The sequence below is a fragment of the Streptomyces sp. NPDC005808 genome (genome assembly GCF_042871385.1).
Classification (GTDB): domain Bacteria; phylum Actinomycetota; class Actinomycetes; order Streptomycetales; family Streptomycetaceae; genus Streptomyces.
This window is the reverse complement of record NZ_JBIAIK010000001.1, coordinates 536,431-551,826: the sequence shown is the minus strand read 5'-3', so window position 1 is coordinate 551,826 and position 15,396 is coordinate 536,431. Positions and strand designations below refer to the sequence as shown.

The 15,396-nt window shown below is 69.2% G+C and carries 12 protein-coding genes and 2 tRNA genes; 7 read left to right on the top strand and 7 right to left on the bottom strand.

The features are described 5' to 3' along the window. Positions 1-27: 27 nt before the first annotated feature. Complete coding sequence (locus ACFYPC_RS02475; RefSeq protein WP_388669420.1) at positions 28-843, bottom strand: SOS response-associated peptidase; 816 nt, start codon at positions 841-843, stop codon at positions 28-30. A 50-nt stretch (positions 844-893) separates the two neighbouring features. Here ACFYPC_RS02475 and ACFYPC_RS02470 point away from each other — a divergent pair, with 50 nt between their 5' ends. The 4 genes from ACFYPC_RS02470 to ACFYPC_RS02455 all read left to right on the top strand — a co-directional run bounded on the left by ACFYPC_RS02470 (position 894) and on the right by ACFYPC_RS02455 (position 4,532). Beyond that, positions 894-1,616: a M50 family metallopeptidase gene (locus tag ACFYPC_RS02470; RefSeq protein ID WP_388669417.1), complete on the top strand. Its 723-nt coding sequence runs from the start codon at positions 894-896 to the stop codon at positions 1,614-1,616. A gap of 75 nt (positions 1,617-1,691) precedes the next feature. Further along, positions 1,692-3,032 (top strand): 3-phosphoshikimate 1-carboxyvinyltransferase, encoded by a 1,341-nt coding sequence (gene aroA, locus ACFYPC_RS02465; RefSeq protein ID WP_388669415.1) that lies wholly within the window; start codon positions 1,692-1,694, stop codon positions 3,030-3,032. Between the two features lie 16 nt (positions 3,033-3,048). After that, positions 3,049-4,059 (top strand): ribosome small subunit-dependent GTPase A, encoded by a 1,011-nt coding sequence (rsgA, locus tag ACFYPC_RS02460; protein ID WP_388669412.1) that lies wholly within the window; start codon positions 3,049-3,051, stop codon positions 4,057-4,059. Between the two features lie 149 nt (positions 4,060-4,208). Continuing rightward, entirely contained in the window at positions 4,209-4,532 is a 324-nt protein-coding gene (locus tag ACFYPC_RS02455; protein ID WP_126274259.1) for a multidrug efflux SMR transporter, read from the top strand. 72 nt (positions 4,533-4,604) lie between these two features. Here the strand turns inward: ACFYPC_RS02455 and ACFYPC_RS02450 are convergent, their stop codons facing one another. Continuing rightward, entirely contained in the window at positions 4,605-5,213 is a 609-nt protein-coding gene (locus ACFYPC_RS02450; protein WP_388669408.1) for a TetR/AcrR family transcriptional regulator, read from the bottom strand. Positions 5,214-6,087: 874 nt separating this feature from the next. Here ACFYPC_RS02450 and hisN point away from each other — a divergent pair. Then, on the top strand, positions 6,088-6,888 hold the full coding sequence (hisN, locus tag ACFYPC_RS02445; protein ID WP_388669405.1) for a histidinol-phosphatase: 801 nt from the start codon (positions 6,088-6,090) through the stop codon (positions 6,886-6,888). Between the two features lie 368 nt (positions 6,889-7,256). Further along, positions 7,257-7,655, top strand: coding sequence for a cyclic nucleotide-binding/CBS domain-containing protein (locus ACFYPC_RS02440; protein ID WP_388669402.1), 399 nt, complete (start codon positions 7,257-7,259; stop codon positions 7,653-7,655). Between the two features lie 114 nt (positions 7,656-7,769). Here ACFYPC_RS02440 and ACFYPC_RS02435 read toward each other — a convergent pair whose 3' ends face one another. Beyond that, positions 7,770-9,239 carry a catalase gene (locus ACFYPC_RS02435; protein ID WP_388669399.1) on the bottom strand — a complete coding sequence of 490 codons (1,470 nt, stop codon included), beginning with the start codon at positions 9,237-9,239 and terminating at the stop codon, positions 7,770-7,772. A gap of 126 nt (positions 9,240-9,365) precedes the next feature. Here ACFYPC_RS02435 and ACFYPC_RS02430 point away from each other — a divergent pair, with 126 nt between their 5' ends. Then, positions 9,366-9,782: a Fur family transcriptional regulator gene (locus ACFYPC_RS02430; RefSeq protein ID WP_388669396.1), complete on the top strand. Its 417-nt coding sequence runs from the start codon at positions 9,366-9,368 to the stop codon at positions 9,780-9,782. 82 nt (positions 9,783-9,864) lie between these two features. Here the strand turns inward: ACFYPC_RS02430 and ACFYPC_RS02425 are convergent. The 4 genes from ACFYPC_RS02425 to ACFYPC_RS02410 form a co-directional block, all read right to left on the bottom strand. Beyond that, positions 9,865-9,938 (bottom strand) — tRNA-Met (locus ACFYPC_RS02425). A gap of 247 nt (positions 9,939-10,185) precedes the next feature. Continuing rightward, positions 10,186-12,000 (bottom strand): tetratricopeptide repeat protein, encoded by a 1,815-nt coding sequence (locus tag ACFYPC_RS02420; protein WP_388669393.1) that lies wholly within the window; start codon positions 11,998-12,000, stop codon positions 10,186-10,188. A 229-nt stretch (positions 12,001-12,229) separates the two neighbouring features. Further along, a tRNA-Met gene (locus ACFYPC_RS02415) sits at positions 12,230-12,303 on the bottom strand. A gap of 43 nt (positions 12,304-12,346) precedes the next feature. Next, the gene (locus ACFYPC_RS02410) at positions 12,347-15,295 is read right to left on the bottom strand and encodes a UPF0182 family protein (protein WP_388670024.1); all 2,949 of its coding nucleotides are present in this window, start codon (positions 15,293-15,295) and stop codon (positions 12,347-12,349) included. Between the last annotated feature and the right edge of the window lie 101 nt (positions 15,296-15,396).

Here is a 15,396-nt window from a genome sequence, read left to right as displayed (position 1 = left end):
GGCCGGGACGGCTTCCTCCGCGAGCGGTCAGAAGAGAGTCCCTTCTTCCGGCGCCTCCAACTCATCGAGCAGCTCCGGTCCGTTGTTCCGCACGTTGCTCACGGCCGTGGAGACGGGATAGGCACGCATCAAACCCGCCGGAGGCGGAGCGAGCAGCGACCGCAGGTCCTCGACATCCGTCCGCGCGGGATCCAGCCAGGCGTCCCAGCGATCCGGCGTGAGCATCAGCGGCATACGGGGATGGATGTCGGCCAGAGCGTGCGGCCCGTCGCCGGGAGCAACCGCGAGCGGCGTGGTCTCCGCCTCGGTCGTGATGACGGAACACGTCACCCACCAGGCCAGCGGATGCTCGTCGGGAAGCGTCCGGTCCCGCCAGAACTCGTACAGTCCTGCCATGGCGAAGACCGATCCGTCGGCAGGCGTCACGAAGTACGGCTGCTTGCGCGGCCGCTTCTTCTTCCCCTCGACCTCCAGCTCGCGCTCTCCGGCTCCGGTGACCCACTCGTAGTAGCCGTCGGCGGGGATGATGCAGCGCCGGGCGGCGAAGGCCTTGCGGTACGAGGGCTTCTCATGGACGGTCTCGGCACGCGCGTTGATCATCCGGGCGCCACCCTCGGGCGTCTTGGCCCAGGACGGAACGAGCCCCCACTTGAGTGTGCGCAGCTGGCGAACCGGTTCCGAGGAGTCGGCGTCCTTAACGGGACGGTCGAGAACCGCATAGACCTCTTTGGTCGGGGCCACGTTGAAATCGGGGGCCAGAACCTCCTCCGGCTCCCACTTCTCGATCTCAAAGATTCCTGCGAGATCCTCGGGGCTACGACTCGCTGCATACCGTCCGCACATACGTGCCACACTGCCAGATTCCACGACACCAGAGGGAGCCTCCGCCGACAATGGACAGCACCGCAGCCACCTCGCTGTCAGGGCTCTGGGACCAGGTCTTCGGCAGCCAGCCGGACCCCGACCTGTGGGTGGTGATCGCCACCCTCGTCGCGGCCCTCGCCGTGACCGTCCCGCACGGCGTCTGGCGGCTCTCCCGCAACGCCATCACCATCGCGCACGAGGGCGGCCACGGTCTTGTCGCCCTGCTGACCGGGCGCAGCCTGAGCGGTATACGGCTGCACTCCGACACCAGCGGCCTCACCGTCAGCCGCGGCAAGCCCACCGGGCTCGGCATGATCCTCACCGCCGCCTCGGGCTACACCGCTCCCCCGCTGCTCGGCCTCGGCGGCGCCGCACTGCTCGGCGCCGGCCACATCACCGCCCTGCTCTGGCTGGCCACCCTCCTCCTTGTGGCGATGCTGGTGATGATCCGCAACGCGTACGGCGCGCTCACGGTGCTTCTCACCGGCGGCACCTTCGTGGTGGTCTCCTGGCTCGCCGGCCCGCAGGTCCAGGCGGCGTTCGCGTACGCGGTGGTGTGGTTCCTGCTGGTCGGAGGCGTCCGCCCGGCGTTCGAGCTGCAGGCGAAGCGGAGCCGCGGCGGGGCGGGCGACTCGGACGCCGACCAGCTTTCCCGCCTCACGCACGTACCGCCGGGCCTGTGGCTCTTCCTGTTCCACACGGTGTCCCTGTGCTCCCTGATAGGCGGGGGCCGCTGGCTCCTGGAGGTGTGACGCCCGGGAACTCGGCGGCGTGGGGCCGTTCCCCGGCCAAACCCAGCGCAGCGAACCGCCACTAAAGTGGGGCGCATGACCGTTAACCCCGCCCACACCGCCCTCTGGCCCGCCCCGCACGCAAGCGGAGCCGTCGACGCGACGGTTCACGTTCCGGGGTCCAAGTCGGTCACCAACCGTGCCCTCGTCCTCGCGGCGCTCGCCTCCGAGCCCGGCTGGCTGCGCCGCCCGCTCCGCTCCCGCGACACCCTGCTGATGGCGGGTGGGCTGCGCGCGATGGGCGTGGGCATCGAGGAGACGGTGTCGTCCAGCTCCACGGTCGCCGGGGTCCCGGACGCCTCGGGCGAGGCGTGGCGGGTCATCCCCTCGGGCCTGCAGGGTCCGGCCACGGTCGACGTCGGCAACGCCGGCACGGTGATGCGCTTCCTGCCCCCGGTCGCCGCGCTCGCCGACGGCCCCATCCGCTTCGACGGCGACCCGCGTTCCTACGAGCGCCCCCTGAACGGCGTGATCGACGCGCTGCGCCTGCTCGGCGCCCGGATCGACGACGACGGGCGCGGCGCCCTGCCGCTGACCGTGCACGGCGGCGGCGCTCTGGACGGCGGCCCGGTGGAGATCGACGCGTCCTCGTCCTCCCAGTTCGTCTCGGCCCTCCTTCTCTCCGGCCCGCGCTTCAACCAGGGGGTGGAGGTCCGCCACATCGGCTCCTCGCTCCCCTCCATGCCGCACATCCGGATGACGGTCGACATGCTGCGCGCGGTCGGCGCCCAGGTGGACACCCCGGAGTCCGGCGGCGAGCCCAACGTCTGGCGGGTCACGCCGGGCGCCCTGCTCGGCCGGGACCTCACCGTCGAGCCGGACCTGTCCAACGCGCAGCCGTTCCTGGCGGCGGCCCTGGTGACCGGCGGCAAGGTCGTCGTCCCCGACTGGCCCGCGCACACCACCCAGCCGGGCGACAGGCTGCGGGAGATCTTCACCGAAATGGGCGGTTCCTGCGAACTGACCGAGGCGGGCCTGGAGTTCACCGGCTCGGGCTCGGTCCACGGCATCGACGTGGACCTGAGCGAGGTCGGCGAGCTCACCCCGGGCATCGCGGCGGTGGCGGCGCTCGCCGACTCCCCCTCGACGCTGCGCGGCGTGGCCCATCTCCGCCTCCACGAGACGGACCGCCTGGCCGCGCTCACCAAGGAGATCAACGAACTCGGCGGCGATGTCACCGAGACCGCCGACGGCCTGCACATCCGCCCGCGCCGACTGCACGGCGGCATCTTCCACACCTATGACGACCACCGCATGGCGACCGCCGGCGCGATCATCGGCCTGGCGGTGGAGGACGTACAGATCGAGAACGTGGCGACGACGGCGAAGACCCTCCCGGACTTCCCCGATCTGTGGACCGGAATGCTCGGGAACTGACGGGCGGAACACGATCATGCGCCGCTACGGCAAGAACCCCGACGAGGACGACATCCCCACCCGCCCCAACCGCAAGGGCAACCGTCCACGTACGAACATCCGCCCCAAGCACGAGGACGCCTCGGAAGGCATGGTCCTCACCGTCGACCGAGGGCGGCTCACCTGCCTCGTCGACGACCGTGTCGTGATGGCCGTGAAGGCGCGCGAACTGGGCCGCAAGGCGGCAGTGGTCGGTGACCGTGTCGCCATCATCGGTGACCTGTCCGGCGCCAAGGACACCCTGGCCCGCATCGTCCGCATCGAGCCGCGCACCTCGGTCCTGCGCCGCACGGCCGACGACGACGACCCGTTCGAGCGCGTGGTCGTCGCCAATGCCGACCAGCTCGCCATCGTCACGGCCCTCGCCGACCCCGAGCCGCGCCCCCGCCTGATCGACCGCTGCCTGGTGGCGGCATACGACGGCGGCCTGGAACCCCTCCTCGTCCTGACGAAGTCGGACCTCGCCCCACCGGACAAACTCCTCGAGCTGTACGGCGACTTGGACATCCCGTACGTCGTCACCACGCGCGAGGAGTTCGAGGACGGCCACGCGGTGGACCGGGTACGCGAGCAACTCAACAACAAAATCACGGCGTTCATCGGACACTCCGGCGTGGGCAAGACGACGCTGGTCAACGCACTGGTCTCACGTGACAGGCGGCGAACGACGGGCCATGTCAACGCAGTCACCGGGCGTGGCCGGCACACCACCACCTCGGCACGAGCAATCCCACTACCCGAGGCCGCAGGCTGGGTCATCGACACCCCAGGACTCCGCTCCTTCGGCCTGCACCACGTGGACCCCTCCCGCGTCATCAAGGCCTTCCCCGACCTCGAACCGGGCACCGAGGGCTGCCCGCGCGCATGCAGTCACGACGAGCCGGACTGCGCACTGGACCAGTGGGTGGCCGACGGTCACGCGGACCCCGCGCGGCTCTACTCCCTGCGCCGGCTGCTCGCGACGCGGGAACGGCACGAAGGCGACTGACACCGCTTGTTCGCCCTACGACCTCCGCGTTGTTTGCGCCCGTACCGCGCCGGTAAATGCATAATCGCACCGAGAGCCCCCGGAAACCGCTGACCTGAACCGCACACACCAGACCAAGCAGTCGACTTTCGGACGTGGGAGGACAAGCCATGGCATGGCTGCTGGTTGTCGTGGCAGGACTGCTGGAAACCGGCTTCGCAGTCTGTCTGAAGCTCTCGCACGGCTTCACCAGACTCTGGCCCACGGTCGCGTTCTGCATCTTCGCGCTGGGCAGCTTCGGCCTGCTGACCCTCTCCCTGAAGAAGCTGGACGTCGGCCCCGCGTACGCGGTGTGGACCGGCATCGGCGCGGCGGGCACCGCGATCTACGGCATGATCTTCCTCGGCGACCTGGTATCGACCCTGAAGCTCGTGTCGATCAGCTTCGTGATCGTCGGGGTCATCGGCCTTCAACTGTCAGGCTCGGCCCACTGACCCTTCTCCACACCTTCCCTCGGCACTCCGCTGCTCCCCTCTGCTCCTTTCCCCCGCGCTCTAGATACACATCTAGACGCTGAGGCGGTGCACGGGTGGCAGCGCGGCCTTCACCAGATCGGTCACCCCTCCCTCACCGGGAGGCGCCGCCACACAGGACAGCGACAGACGCACGACCAGTTCGCAGGAGCGGGCGAGTTCGGCCGTGTCCGCCCTCGACGCGGCCAGCGAGGCGACGGCCCGGTCACGAACCAGCGCCACGAGGTCGGCGGGCGAGGGCAGTGGCCCGTCCGCCCGCCGCTGCGCGGGTACGGCGGACGACGAGGGCACCGCCGAGAGCGTCGGCGAAGGCAGCCGCTCACTCCAGCACCCGGTCAGCAAAGCCCGTACGAGTACGTTGCCCCGCGCCGCGGACGCGGTCCACTCAGCGGTAGCCACCAGCCGCTCCCGCGCGTCCACATGGGCGGACAACGCCCGCTCGACCCCCGCGAGATAGGCATCGGCCTCCCGCCGCACGAGGGCACGCGCAAGCCCGTCTTTGCTCCCGAACTCGTTGTACAGCGTCTGTCGTGACACCCCGGCGACGGCGGCCACATCGACCATCCGCACCGCGGACCACGCCCGACGCGCAAGCGCCGTAAAGGCGGCGTCCAAAAGAGATTCCCGAGCTGCAGGCATCATCGCCTCCCTGGGCCGATCGGCTCCGCAGCTCAGATTTGACGCGCACAGGTTCACTGTCAAGGGTTCGCGACACCCCAGAGGCGCACGCCCCCACCGCACGCCCCCACCCAATGGCGAAGCCGAGCCATCACTCACTACCCGAGGGACGCCCGACGGACGACGCTTGCGGACGGCGACGGCGAACGGCGACGGCGAACGGCGCACGGCGATAGCAGGCTCCGATTGCGGGCGCCGGCCGACGATGGCAGGCGGCGATTGCGGACGGAGGCGGACGACCACGGGTAGCGGGGGACCACGGGTAGCGAGGGACCGTGGGCAGCGGGTGACCGTGGGCAGTGGGTGACGGAGACGAGCCCGCGCCACCGCCGACCCCATCCGCACCCGCACCCGCACCCGCCGCCCCACCGAAGGGGCCGGGCCGGAACCTCCGCCCGCAGCGGCTGGCGCGTCAACACCGCCCCCTATTGAGCAACCGATTCCGCGCCAGACCGAGGACGGAGGCTCCGGCCCGGCCCCGACCCACCCGCGGCGGAATCGCGAAGCGACCCCGCCCCCGGCGCGAAGGCAAAGCGCCCGCGACCCGCCCCCAGCAGAAACACCAAGCGACACGCACGCGCACAGCCGGCCAGCGCCGGCCCCACGCCGGCACCACGCCACCCCGGCACCCCCGCACCCCCGCACCCCCGCACCCCGGCACCCCCGCACCCCCGCACCCCCGCACCCCCGCACCCCCGCACCCCCGCACCAGCCCACGCCAGCCCACGCCAGTCCCAAGTCACCCCCCGCACCGCCCCGCATCGCCTCCCCATCGCCCCCCACGAAGATCTCCCAGGCCGTATAGCCCTCCCCAGGAGCAGGCAGATACGGTTCGCTCATGCCCGACTATCACGATGACCTGCGTCTCGCCCACGTCCTGGCGGACGCCGCCGACGCCGCGACGATGGCCCGGTTCAAGGCGCTCGACCTGAAGGTCGAGACCAAGCCGGACATGACCCCGGTGAGCGAGGCCGACAAATCCGCCGAGGAACTCATCCGCGGCCAGCTCCAGCGGGCAAGGCCGCGAGACGCGATCCTCGGCGAGGAGTACGGCATCGAGGGCACAGGCCCCCGCCGCTGGGTGATCGACCCGATCGACGGCACCAAGAACTACGTACGCGGCGTCCCCGTCTGGGCCACCCTCATCTCCCTGATGGCGGCAGCCGAGGGCGGCTACCAGCCGGTCGTCGGCGTGGTCTCCGCCCCCGCGCTCGGCCGCCGCTGGTGGGCCGCGAAGGGCCACGGCGCGTACACGGGCCGCAGCCTCACCTCGGCCTCCCCGCTCCGGGTCTCCAGGGTCTCCCGCATGGCGGACGCCTCCTTCGCGTACTCGTCCCTCAGCGGCTGGGAGAACCAGGGCCGCCTCGACGGCTTCCTCGACCTCACGAAGGTCGTCTGGCGCACCCGCGGCTACGGCGACTTCTGGCCGTACATGATGGTCGCCGAGGGCTCGGTCGACATCTGCGCCGAACCCGAGCTGTCGCTATGGGACATGGCAGCGAACGCGATCATCGTGACCGAGGCGGGCGGCTCCTTCACCGGCCTCGACGGCCGCCCCGGCCCGCACAGCGGCAACGCGGCGGCGTCGAACGGCATCCTCCATGACGAACTGCTGGGATACCTGAACCAGCGGTACTGAAACCGATCCTGCTTCGCAAGCCGCGGGCGCCCCGAACTCGCCGCACGCGCCCCCTTGTTGACCCCCCTTTTACCTGCGACTCTGAGGGTCCCCCCACTTGTGAACATGTGAATCACTTCTCATGACGGCTCGCCAGCGAACTTGACGCTCCAGCCGGGGAATCGGTGCTTCGCCGAGGAACCGGCGCAACCAGGGAATCGGCACCCCGCCGAGGAACAGGGAACGGCCAAGCAACCGGCACCCCCGCCGAGATCCCGGACGCAGCCACCAAGCAACCGGCACCGGCACCCCGGCCGAGATCCCGGACGCGGCCAAGCAACCGGCACCCCGTCAGGCCAAGCGATCCACCAAGGAGGTGGCTCCAGCCCATGCTCGTCCGCGACGCCATGAGTACGGTGGTCCTCACCATCGGCCCGGCACACACCCTCCGCCAGGCGGCCCGCCTGATGTCCGCTCGCCGCATCGGCGCGGCCGTAGTCCTCGACGAGGACTCCAGCGGACTAGGAATCCTCACCGAGCGCGACATCCTCAACTCGGTGGCCCTCGGCCAGAACCCCGACACCGAGACCGCAGGCAGCCACACCACCACCGACGTCGTGTTCGCCGCCCCCGCCTGGACTCTGGAGGAGGCCGCGACAGCCATGTCGCACGGCGGCTTCCGGCACCTGATCGTGCTCGACGGAACGGGCCCCGTCGGCATCGTCTCCGTCCGCGACATCATCCGCTGCTGGGCCCCGACCGGCCGACGCGCCCCCGCACAGGTCTGAGACTCCCCCGCCCACGCAAACGGGCCGGACCCCTTTCCAGGAGATCCGGCCCGCCCCAAGGACAAGCGCTCCAACCGGCCGGTCGCCGCTGCTCCAACCGGTCGCCGGCTGTCATCAGCCCCGCAGCCCCTGAACCGCGGCCTCCAACCGCTTCCCGAAGTCCCCGTCCGCCCGCCGGAAGTTGTCGATCGCCCGCTCGGCGATGTCATCCCGGGAGACCTTGGCGATGAACCCCGCCAGGTTCTCGATCAGACGGACCTTCTCGTCCTCGGAGAACAGCCGGTACAGATTGCCCGCCTGCACGAAGTCGTCGTCCTCAGCGTGAAGGGGAGCCTCGTGGTTGCCGGTTCCACCGGAGACCGGGGTCGACACCCACAGCGGACGGTCGGTCTGGACGGGACCACCGAAGGAGTTGGGCTCATAGTTCTTGGCACCCTTGTGGCGGCCGTCGTACAAGAAGCCGTCACGCGAGTTGGTACGCGCCTCGGTGGCGTGCGGCCGGTTCACCGGCAGGTGGTCTGCGTTGATGCCGACGCGGTAGCGGTGGGCGTCGCCGTACGCGAACAGCCGTCCCTGGAGCATCTTGTCGGGCGAGGGCCCGATGCCCGGCACGAAGTGAGCCGGGGAGAAGATGCTCTGCTCGACCTCGGCGAAGATGTTCTCCGGGTTCCGGTTCAGCTCGAGCCTGCCGATCTCGACCGGCGGATAGTCCTCGTGCGGCCACACCTTGGTGAGGTCGAAGGGGTTGAAGCGGTAGTGCGCCGCCTCGGCCGCCGGCATGATCTGCACCTGCACGGTCCAGGACGGGAAGTCACCGCGCTCGATGGCCTCGCGCAGATCGCGCTGGTGCGAGTCGGGGTCGACACCGGAGAGACGGACGGCCTCTTCGGTGGTCAGGTTCTTGATGCCCTGATCGGTCTTGAAGTGGTACTTGACCCAGAAGACCTCGCCGGCCTCGTTGTTCCACTGGTACGTGTGGGACCCGTAGCCGTTCATGTGACGCAGCGTCGCCGGGATACCGCGGTCGCCGAAGAGCCAGGTCACCTGATGTGTGGACTCGGGCGAGAGACCCCAGAAGTCCCAGACGTTGTCGGCTTCCTGCGATCCGGTGTACGGGTCGCGCTTCTGCGTGTGGATGAAGTCCGGGAACTTGATGGCGTCCTTGATGAAGAACACCGGGGTGTTGTTGCCGACGAGGTCGTAGTTGCCCTCCTCGGTGTAGAACTTCAGCGCGAAGCCGCGGGGATCACGGACCGCGTCCGCGGAACCGAGGTTGCCGGCCACGGTCGAGAACCGCAGGAAGGTCTCCGTCTGCTTGCCGACCTCGGAGAGGAACTTCGCGCGGGTCCACTGCGAGACGTCACGGGTGAGCGTGAAGGTGCCGTACGCGCCTGCGCCACGGGCGTGCACGATCCGCTCCGGGATCCGCTCCCGGTTGAAGTGCGCGAGCTTTTCCAGCAGCGCCTGGTCCTGCACGAGGACGGGCCCACCGACGCCCGCGGTCTCACTGTTCTGGTTGTCCGCCACCGGCGCACCGGCCTCGGTCGTAAGCGGTCCCTGCGTCACGTGCGCCTCCTGCGTCATTCGTACAAGTTCTGTCCCCCGGTTCAATGCCAAAGCAGATCCTACATTAGACATCATCTAATTCAAGTAAGACTCCAAAGTCACACCTGTTCGGGATCTGTTCCCCTTACTGTTAGGCTGGTTCGTATGAGCGACCTGTTGGAACGACTGCGCGGCCGCGGCTGGCGGATGACCTCGCAGCGGCGTGTAGTGGCCGAGGTCCTCGACGGCGATCACGTCCACCTGACGGCCGACGAGGTGCACGCACGCGCTGTCGCCAAGCTGCCGGAGATCTCACGGGCGACCGTCTACAACACCTTGGGCGAGCTGGTCTCACTCGGCGAGGTACTGGAAGTGGCGACCGACAAGCGTGCCAAGCGGTACGACCCGAACGCGCACCGTCCGCACCACCACCTGGTCTGCGCCCAGTGCGGCGCGATCCGCGACGTGCACCCGGACGGCAACCCGCTCAGCGATCTCCCCGACTCGGAGCGCTTCGGCTTCACGGTCTCGGACGTCGAGGTGACCTACCGCGGCGTCTGCCCGAACTGCGCGGCAGCCTGACCTGGCGAACACACCGAACACACCGAACACACCGAACACACCGAAGGCCCGGAATCAATGATTCCGGGCCTTCGGTCTTCAGTAGCGGGGACAGGATTTGAACCTGCGACCTCTGGGTTATGAGCCCAGCGAGCTACCGAGCTGCTCCACCCCGCGCCGTTGATCTGAACAGTACGTCACCGCCGCGGACCAGCGCAAATCCGTTTCAGCCGGTCCGGCACCAGCCGGCCCGTCCGGTACCTTTCAGCCCGTCCGGCGTGTGAGGACGAGCGCGTCCAGCGCGACAGCGGGGATCTGGGGGCGGCAGCCCCCAGGAACAAGGGACGGGCAGGGGCGGAGAAGGCGAAGAAAATCCCCGCCCCCCCACCACCGACGCAGAGCACCGTCACAGCCCGGTGCAACGTCACGCCGATAACTCCTCCCGCAACGCATCCCGCAACCGAGCCGCCCGCTCGGAGACCTCGGCCGGCCCGAGAGACACCGCACGGTCGGCCCACCGCTGCCCCTCGGCCAGCTCCCCGCCACGCGCATACACCAGCGCGAGCCGAAGCGCAGCCCGCCCATGCCCCGCGTCAGCGGCCCGCTCCCACCACACCGCGGCCTCCGGCTCACTCCCCTCCCGAGCGAGCAACAGCCCGAGATTGAACGCCCCGTTCCGCGACCCGGCCTCCGCGGCCTCGCGGTACCACCGCGCCGCCTCCACCACATCGCCCCGCGCGGCGGCCAGCATGCCGACCCGAACCTGCGCTCGCCGGTGCCCCTGGGACGCCGCCCGCTCGTACCACTCCTCGCACTCGCTCTTCTCCTGCGCGGGCTCCCCCAGCTCATGCGCGGGCACCGGCGGCCGCCGAGCGTCGAGCACGGCGGCAAGCCGGTACGCCGCCTCGGCGCTGCCGCCTCCCGCCGCACCCCTCAGATGCCGCTCGGCCTCCCGCTCGTCGCCCTCCCTCAGCCGCGCGATGGCCACCTGAAGGGCCGCCTCGGTGTGCCCGGCGGCAGCGGCCCGCTCATACCACCGCAGCGCCGCCTCGTCGTCGTCCTCGGTCCCCCGCCCGGCATGCAGAATCCCCAGATTGAACGCGGCGTCCACGCTGCCGGCCTCCGCAGCCTTGGAGAACCACGGCTGGGCCCCGGCGGCGTCGCCGACCTGGAGCAGCAGGATGGCGAGCGCGTTCGCCGCCTCGCGATGACCGGCGTACGCGGCACGCCGGTACCACTGCTCGGCCTGCGCGGTCCTCCCCTGCTCGGCGCAGAGCAGCCCGAGGTTGTACGCCCCGTTCACATCGCCGGCGTCCATCGCGGCGCGGTACCACCGCTCGGCGGTCTGCGTCTCGCCGCGCTCGGCGTGCAGCGCGCCCAGGGCGTTGGCCGCGTTCCCGTCGCCGTCCTGAGCGGCCCGCAGCCACCACACTGCGGCGCTGTCGGGGTCGCCCGCGTCCCGCAGCAGGAAGCCAAGGGCGCAGGCGGCCCGCGCCTCGCCGTCCTTGGCGGACGTCAGATACCAGCGCCCGGCCTCCTTGAGCTGGCCGCGCTTCTCCAGGATCGCCCCGAGATGCAGCGCGGCACGCCGGTGCCCACGCGCGGCGGCCTGCCGGTACCACTGCTCGGCCTCTTCACCGCCGGCGCCGATGACGCCGTTGTCTGCCCTGGCCCGGCCCGAGTCCACCACTTTGCGGTCGAGGGCCCGCGCCAGCCGGTAGGCCGCCTCGCGATGCCCGCGCTCGGCGGCGGCCCGCATCCACTGTTCCGCACCCACGTCGGCACGGTGCTCCAGCAGATCCGCGAGCGCGTACGCGCCCAGCGCGTGCCCCTGCTCGGCGGACTGGCGCAGCCAGTACTCGGCGGCGGGCTCGTCGCCGCGCTCACGGTGGTAGCGGCCGAGGGCGTGCGCCGCTGCCGCGGAACCCGCGACGGCGGCGATCCGCCACCAGCCGGCGGCGTCTTCGGCGTACCCGCGCTGGTGCAGGAGGACACCCAGGTTGTTGGCGGCCGCGCGGTCACCGGCGGCGGTGGCAGCGCGCAGCTGAGGCTCGGCTCCGTCGAGATCACCACGGCGCAGCAGCATCGCTCCGAGGACACTCATCGCCTCGACATCGCCGGCTTCCGCGGCGAGCCGTTGGCGTGCTTCCTCGACAGCCTCGCCGGTTTCGTCCCGGTCGGAAGGCTGCACAAAACGCCCTGTATCCAACAGAGTTGCCTTGTCCCCCATAACGTCCATCGTCGCACCACCTGCAACCTGGGTACACCTGGTATACCGCAGCCAGTGAGGTCACTTCAGCGTTTTGTCGACATGCCCACAGAGAGACAAGTCAAACCCAGATTTTCCAACTGCCCCCGTTTGGAGCAGCACTTCACGGGAGCCGCCAGGTCACCACCGAGGCCTCGCCCGGGGCCACACACGTCGAAGGCCCGAATCCCTGATCAGGATTCGGGCCTTCGATTTTCAGTAGCGGGGACAGGATTTGAACCTGCGACCTCTGGGTTATGAGCCCAGCGAGCTACCGAGCTGCTCCACCCCGCGCCGTTGTGTTGCAACCGTACCACGGCGCGGAGTGGCCCCTGACTCAGTCGCCGCCCGGGCTCGGACTGCTGCTCGGGCTACCGCTCGGACTGCTGCTCGGACTCGCGCTGCTGCCGCTGCCACCGCCGGTCGCGTCGGCCTTGGCCTGCGCTTCCTCCGCCCGCTTCAGCGCGTCCTCAAGATCCTTCTGAGCCACGCCGTACGCCTCCCAGTCGCCCTTTTGGAGAGCTTCCTGGCCTTCGTCGAAGGCCTTCTGGGCGTCGGTGAGCGCCTGTTGGACCGTCGGGTTGTTCGACGTCGGCGGTGGCTCCGTGGTGTCGTCCGGTGGTGGTGGCTCGGTGGTCGAACCCTCTGTCCCCAGGACCTTGTTGAGCGCGGCGTCGAGCGTGTTCTCGAAGGCGGTCCTGCCTCCGTAACTCACCAACACCTTGCGCAGGAGCGGGAACTTGAGTCCACCACCGCGTACGTAGACGGGCTCCACATAGAGCAGTCCTCCGTCGAGTGGCACCGTCAGCAGATTGCCGTACTCGACTTCCGAGTCACCGCCCTGCAGAAGTCTGATGGACTCGGCGATGGTCGGTTGGGAGTTGAACTGGCTCTGGACCTGTTTGGGCCCGTCGACCGGTTCGCTGGTCGGCAGCTTCAGAATTCTGATCTTGCCGTAGTCGGGGGTGCCCGCCTCGGCGTTGACCGACATGAAGGCGCTCAGATTGTCCCGGCCGTTCGGCGTGAGCGTCGTGGTCAGTGAGAACGCCTGCGCCGTCTCCCCGGGCATCTCCATGCTCAGGTAGTACGGCGGGACCGCGTCACCCGACTTGTTCGTCGGGTCGTCCGGCACCTGCCACACCTCACTGCCGCTGAGGAAGGTGTCCGCGTCCTTCACGTGGTAGCGGCTCAGCAGCTCGCGCTGGACCTTGAACAGGTCCTGCGGGTACCGGAGATGGGCCATGAGCGAGGCCGAGATGTCGGTCCTGGGCTCCACCGTGTTCGGGAACGCCTTCATCCAGGTCTTCAGGACCGGGTCCTCGGTGTCCCACTGGTAGAGCTTGACCTCTCCGGTGTACGCGTCGACGGTCGCCTTCACCGAGTTGCGGATGTAGTTGACCTGGTTCTGCTGGGCCACCACCGCGCGCTGGTTGTTGGTCGCGGTCAGCGAGTCCGCCGTCGTGTCGCCCAGAGTGGTACGGGAGGCGTACGGATACCCGTTGGTGGTCGTGTACGCGTCGACGATCCACTGGATCTTCCCGTCGACCACGGCCGGGTAGGCGTCGCCGTCGATGGTGAGCCAGGGGGCCACCGCCTCGACACGGTCCTTGGGTGTGCGGTTGTAGAGAATCCGCGAACCGTCGCCGATCGCGCCCGAGTAGAGGATCTGCGGCTCACTGAACGCCACCGCGTACGCGGCCCGGTTGACCGGGTTCGAGAGGTTGACCCCGCTCTTGCCCGTGTAACTGGTGGTCTTCTCGCCGTCGTCGTCGGAGTAGTCGATCTCCTTCTGGGGACCGCCGACGATCGAGTACTGCGTGGTCTTCTCGCCGTAGTAGACCCGCTGCTCGTACGTGCCGAGGTCGCCCTGGGACGGCAGGTCGGACTCGGTGAAGAGCGGCTGGCCGCCGGAGGTCGCCGTGGTGCCCTTGGCGGCGACCACGCCGTATCCGTGCGTGTAACGGAAGTGGTCGTTGATCCAGTTGTTCTTCGGAATGCCGGCGAGGTTCAGCTCGCGCAGCCCGATGACCGTGTCCTGGTCCGTGCCGTCCACGGTGTACCGGTCGACGTCCAGGTTGGTCGGGAACGCGTAGTAGTTCTTCATCTGCTGCAACTGCTGGAACGCCGGCGAGACGATGTTCGGATCCAGCAGGCGGATACTCGCCGTGGTGTCGGCGTCCTCGCGCAGCTTGGTCGTGTCCGTGGTCTCGCTCGTGCCCGCGTAATCCGTGACCTCGGCGTCCTGGATCCCGTAGGCCTCCCGGGTCGCCTTGAGGTTCTTCGTGACGTACGGCGCTTCCTTGGCCTGCTCGTTCGGCTGGACCTGGAACTTCTGGACGATCGCCGGGTACAGGCCGCCGATGAGGATCGCGGAGAGCACCATCAGACCGAAGCCGATGACGGGCAGCTGCCAGGTGCGCCGCCACAGGGTGGCGAAGAACAGCAGCGCGCAGATGACCGCGATGCAGAACAGGATCGTCTTGGCCGGCAGATACGCGTGGGCGTCGACGTACCTGAGGCCGGTCCAGTTGTCGGTCGCCTTGAAGTCACTGGACTTCACGGCGAGTCCGTACCGGTCGAGCCAGTAGGCGACCGCCTTCAGCGCGACGAAGAGTCCCAGCAGCACCGAGAGATGGCCGGTGGCGGCAGCCGTGGCACGCGCCCCCGGGCTGGTGATGCGCAGCCCTCCGTACAGGTAGTGCGTGAGCGCGGCCGCGATCAGCGAGAGCACGGTGGCTGCGAAACCGAACCCGAGCAGGAAGCGGTACCAGGGCAGGTCGAAGGTGTAGAAGGAGATGTCGAGGCCGAACTGGGGGTCCTTCTGGTTGAAGGGAACCCCGTTCACCCACATCAGCCATGTACGCCACTGGCCCGAGGCGGAGGCGCCGGCGATCAGCCCCACCAGGGACGTGATCCCGAGCAGCAGCCACCTCTTGTACGGCGCGATCCCCATCCGGTACCGGTCGAGGCTCTGCTGCTCCATCGACATGGCACTCAGCGGCGGGCGCAGCCGGTGCGCCAGCCAGATGTTCACACCGACCGAGGCCGCCATGAGGAGCCCGAAGACGAAGAAGAGCCCGATTTTCGTCCACAGTGTGGTCGTGAAGACGGACGAGTAATGGACCGATCGGTACCAGAGCCAGTCCGTCCAGAACCCCGCGAACATGACGAAGGCCATGGCCAGTGCGGCCAGTACGCCCAGTGTCATGAGCAGGGTCCGGACACGCCGGGACGGTCGGCCCACTCTGATCCGTGGCCCCGTCGGGCCTCCGCCGCGGTCCGGCATCTGGAAAGCCAAGGTGCGCACCTCGAAGTTCGCTGTTGGTCCGTCAGGTCCCCGTGATCGTGGACCATTCGTCAGGCTCCGTGATCGTGGGGCCTCATCTA

Bases quoted from the DNA above. Each gene is read 5' to 3' on its own strand.
- ACFYPC_RS02475 (WP_388669420.1), bottom strand. From the start codon at position 843: ATGTGCGGACGGTATGCAGCGAGTCGTAGCCCCGAGGATCTCGCAGGA.
- ACFYPC_RS02470 (WP_388669417.1), top strand. From the start codon at position 894: ATGGACAGCACCGCAGCCACCTCGCTGTCAGGGCTCTGGGACCAGGTC.
- aroA (WP_388669415.1), top strand. From the start codon at position 1,692: ATGACCGTTAACCCCGCCCACACCGCCCTCTGGCCCGCCCCGCACGCA.
- rsgA (WP_388669412.1), top strand. From the start codon at position 3,049: ATGCGCCGCTACGGCAAGAACCCCGACGAGGACGACATCCCCACCCGC.
- ACFYPC_RS02455 (WP_126274259.1), top strand. From the start codon at position 4,209: ATGGCATGGCTGCTGGTTGTCGTGGCAGGACTGCTGGAAACCGGCTTC.
- ACFYPC_RS02450 (WP_388669408.1), bottom strand. From the start codon at position 5,213: ATGATGCCTGCAGCTCGGGAATCTCTTTTGGACGCCGCCTTTACGGCG.
- hisN (WP_388669405.1), top strand. From the start codon at position 6,088: ATGCCCGACTATCACGATGACCTGCGTCTCGCCCACGTCCTGGCGGAC.
- ACFYPC_RS02440 (WP_388669402.1), top strand. From the start codon at position 7,257: ATGCTCGTCCGCGACGCCATGAGTACGGTGGTCCTCACCATCGGCCCG.
- ACFYPC_RS02435 (WP_388669399.1), bottom strand. From the start codon at position 9,239: ATGACGCAGGAGGCGCACGTGACGCAGGGACCGCTTACGACCGAGGCC.
- ACFYPC_RS02430 (WP_388669396.1), top strand. From the start codon at position 9,366: ATGAGCGACCTGTTGGAACGACTGCGCGGCCGCGGCTGGCGGATGACC.
- ACFYPC_RS02420 (WP_388669393.1), bottom strand. From the start codon at position 12,000: ATGGACGTTATGGGGGACAAGGCAACTCTGTTGGATACAGGGCGTTTT.
- ACFYPC_RS02410 (WP_388670024.1), bottom strand. From the start codon at position 15,295: ATGCCGGACCGCGGCGGAGGCCCGACGGGGCCACGGATCAGAGTGGGC.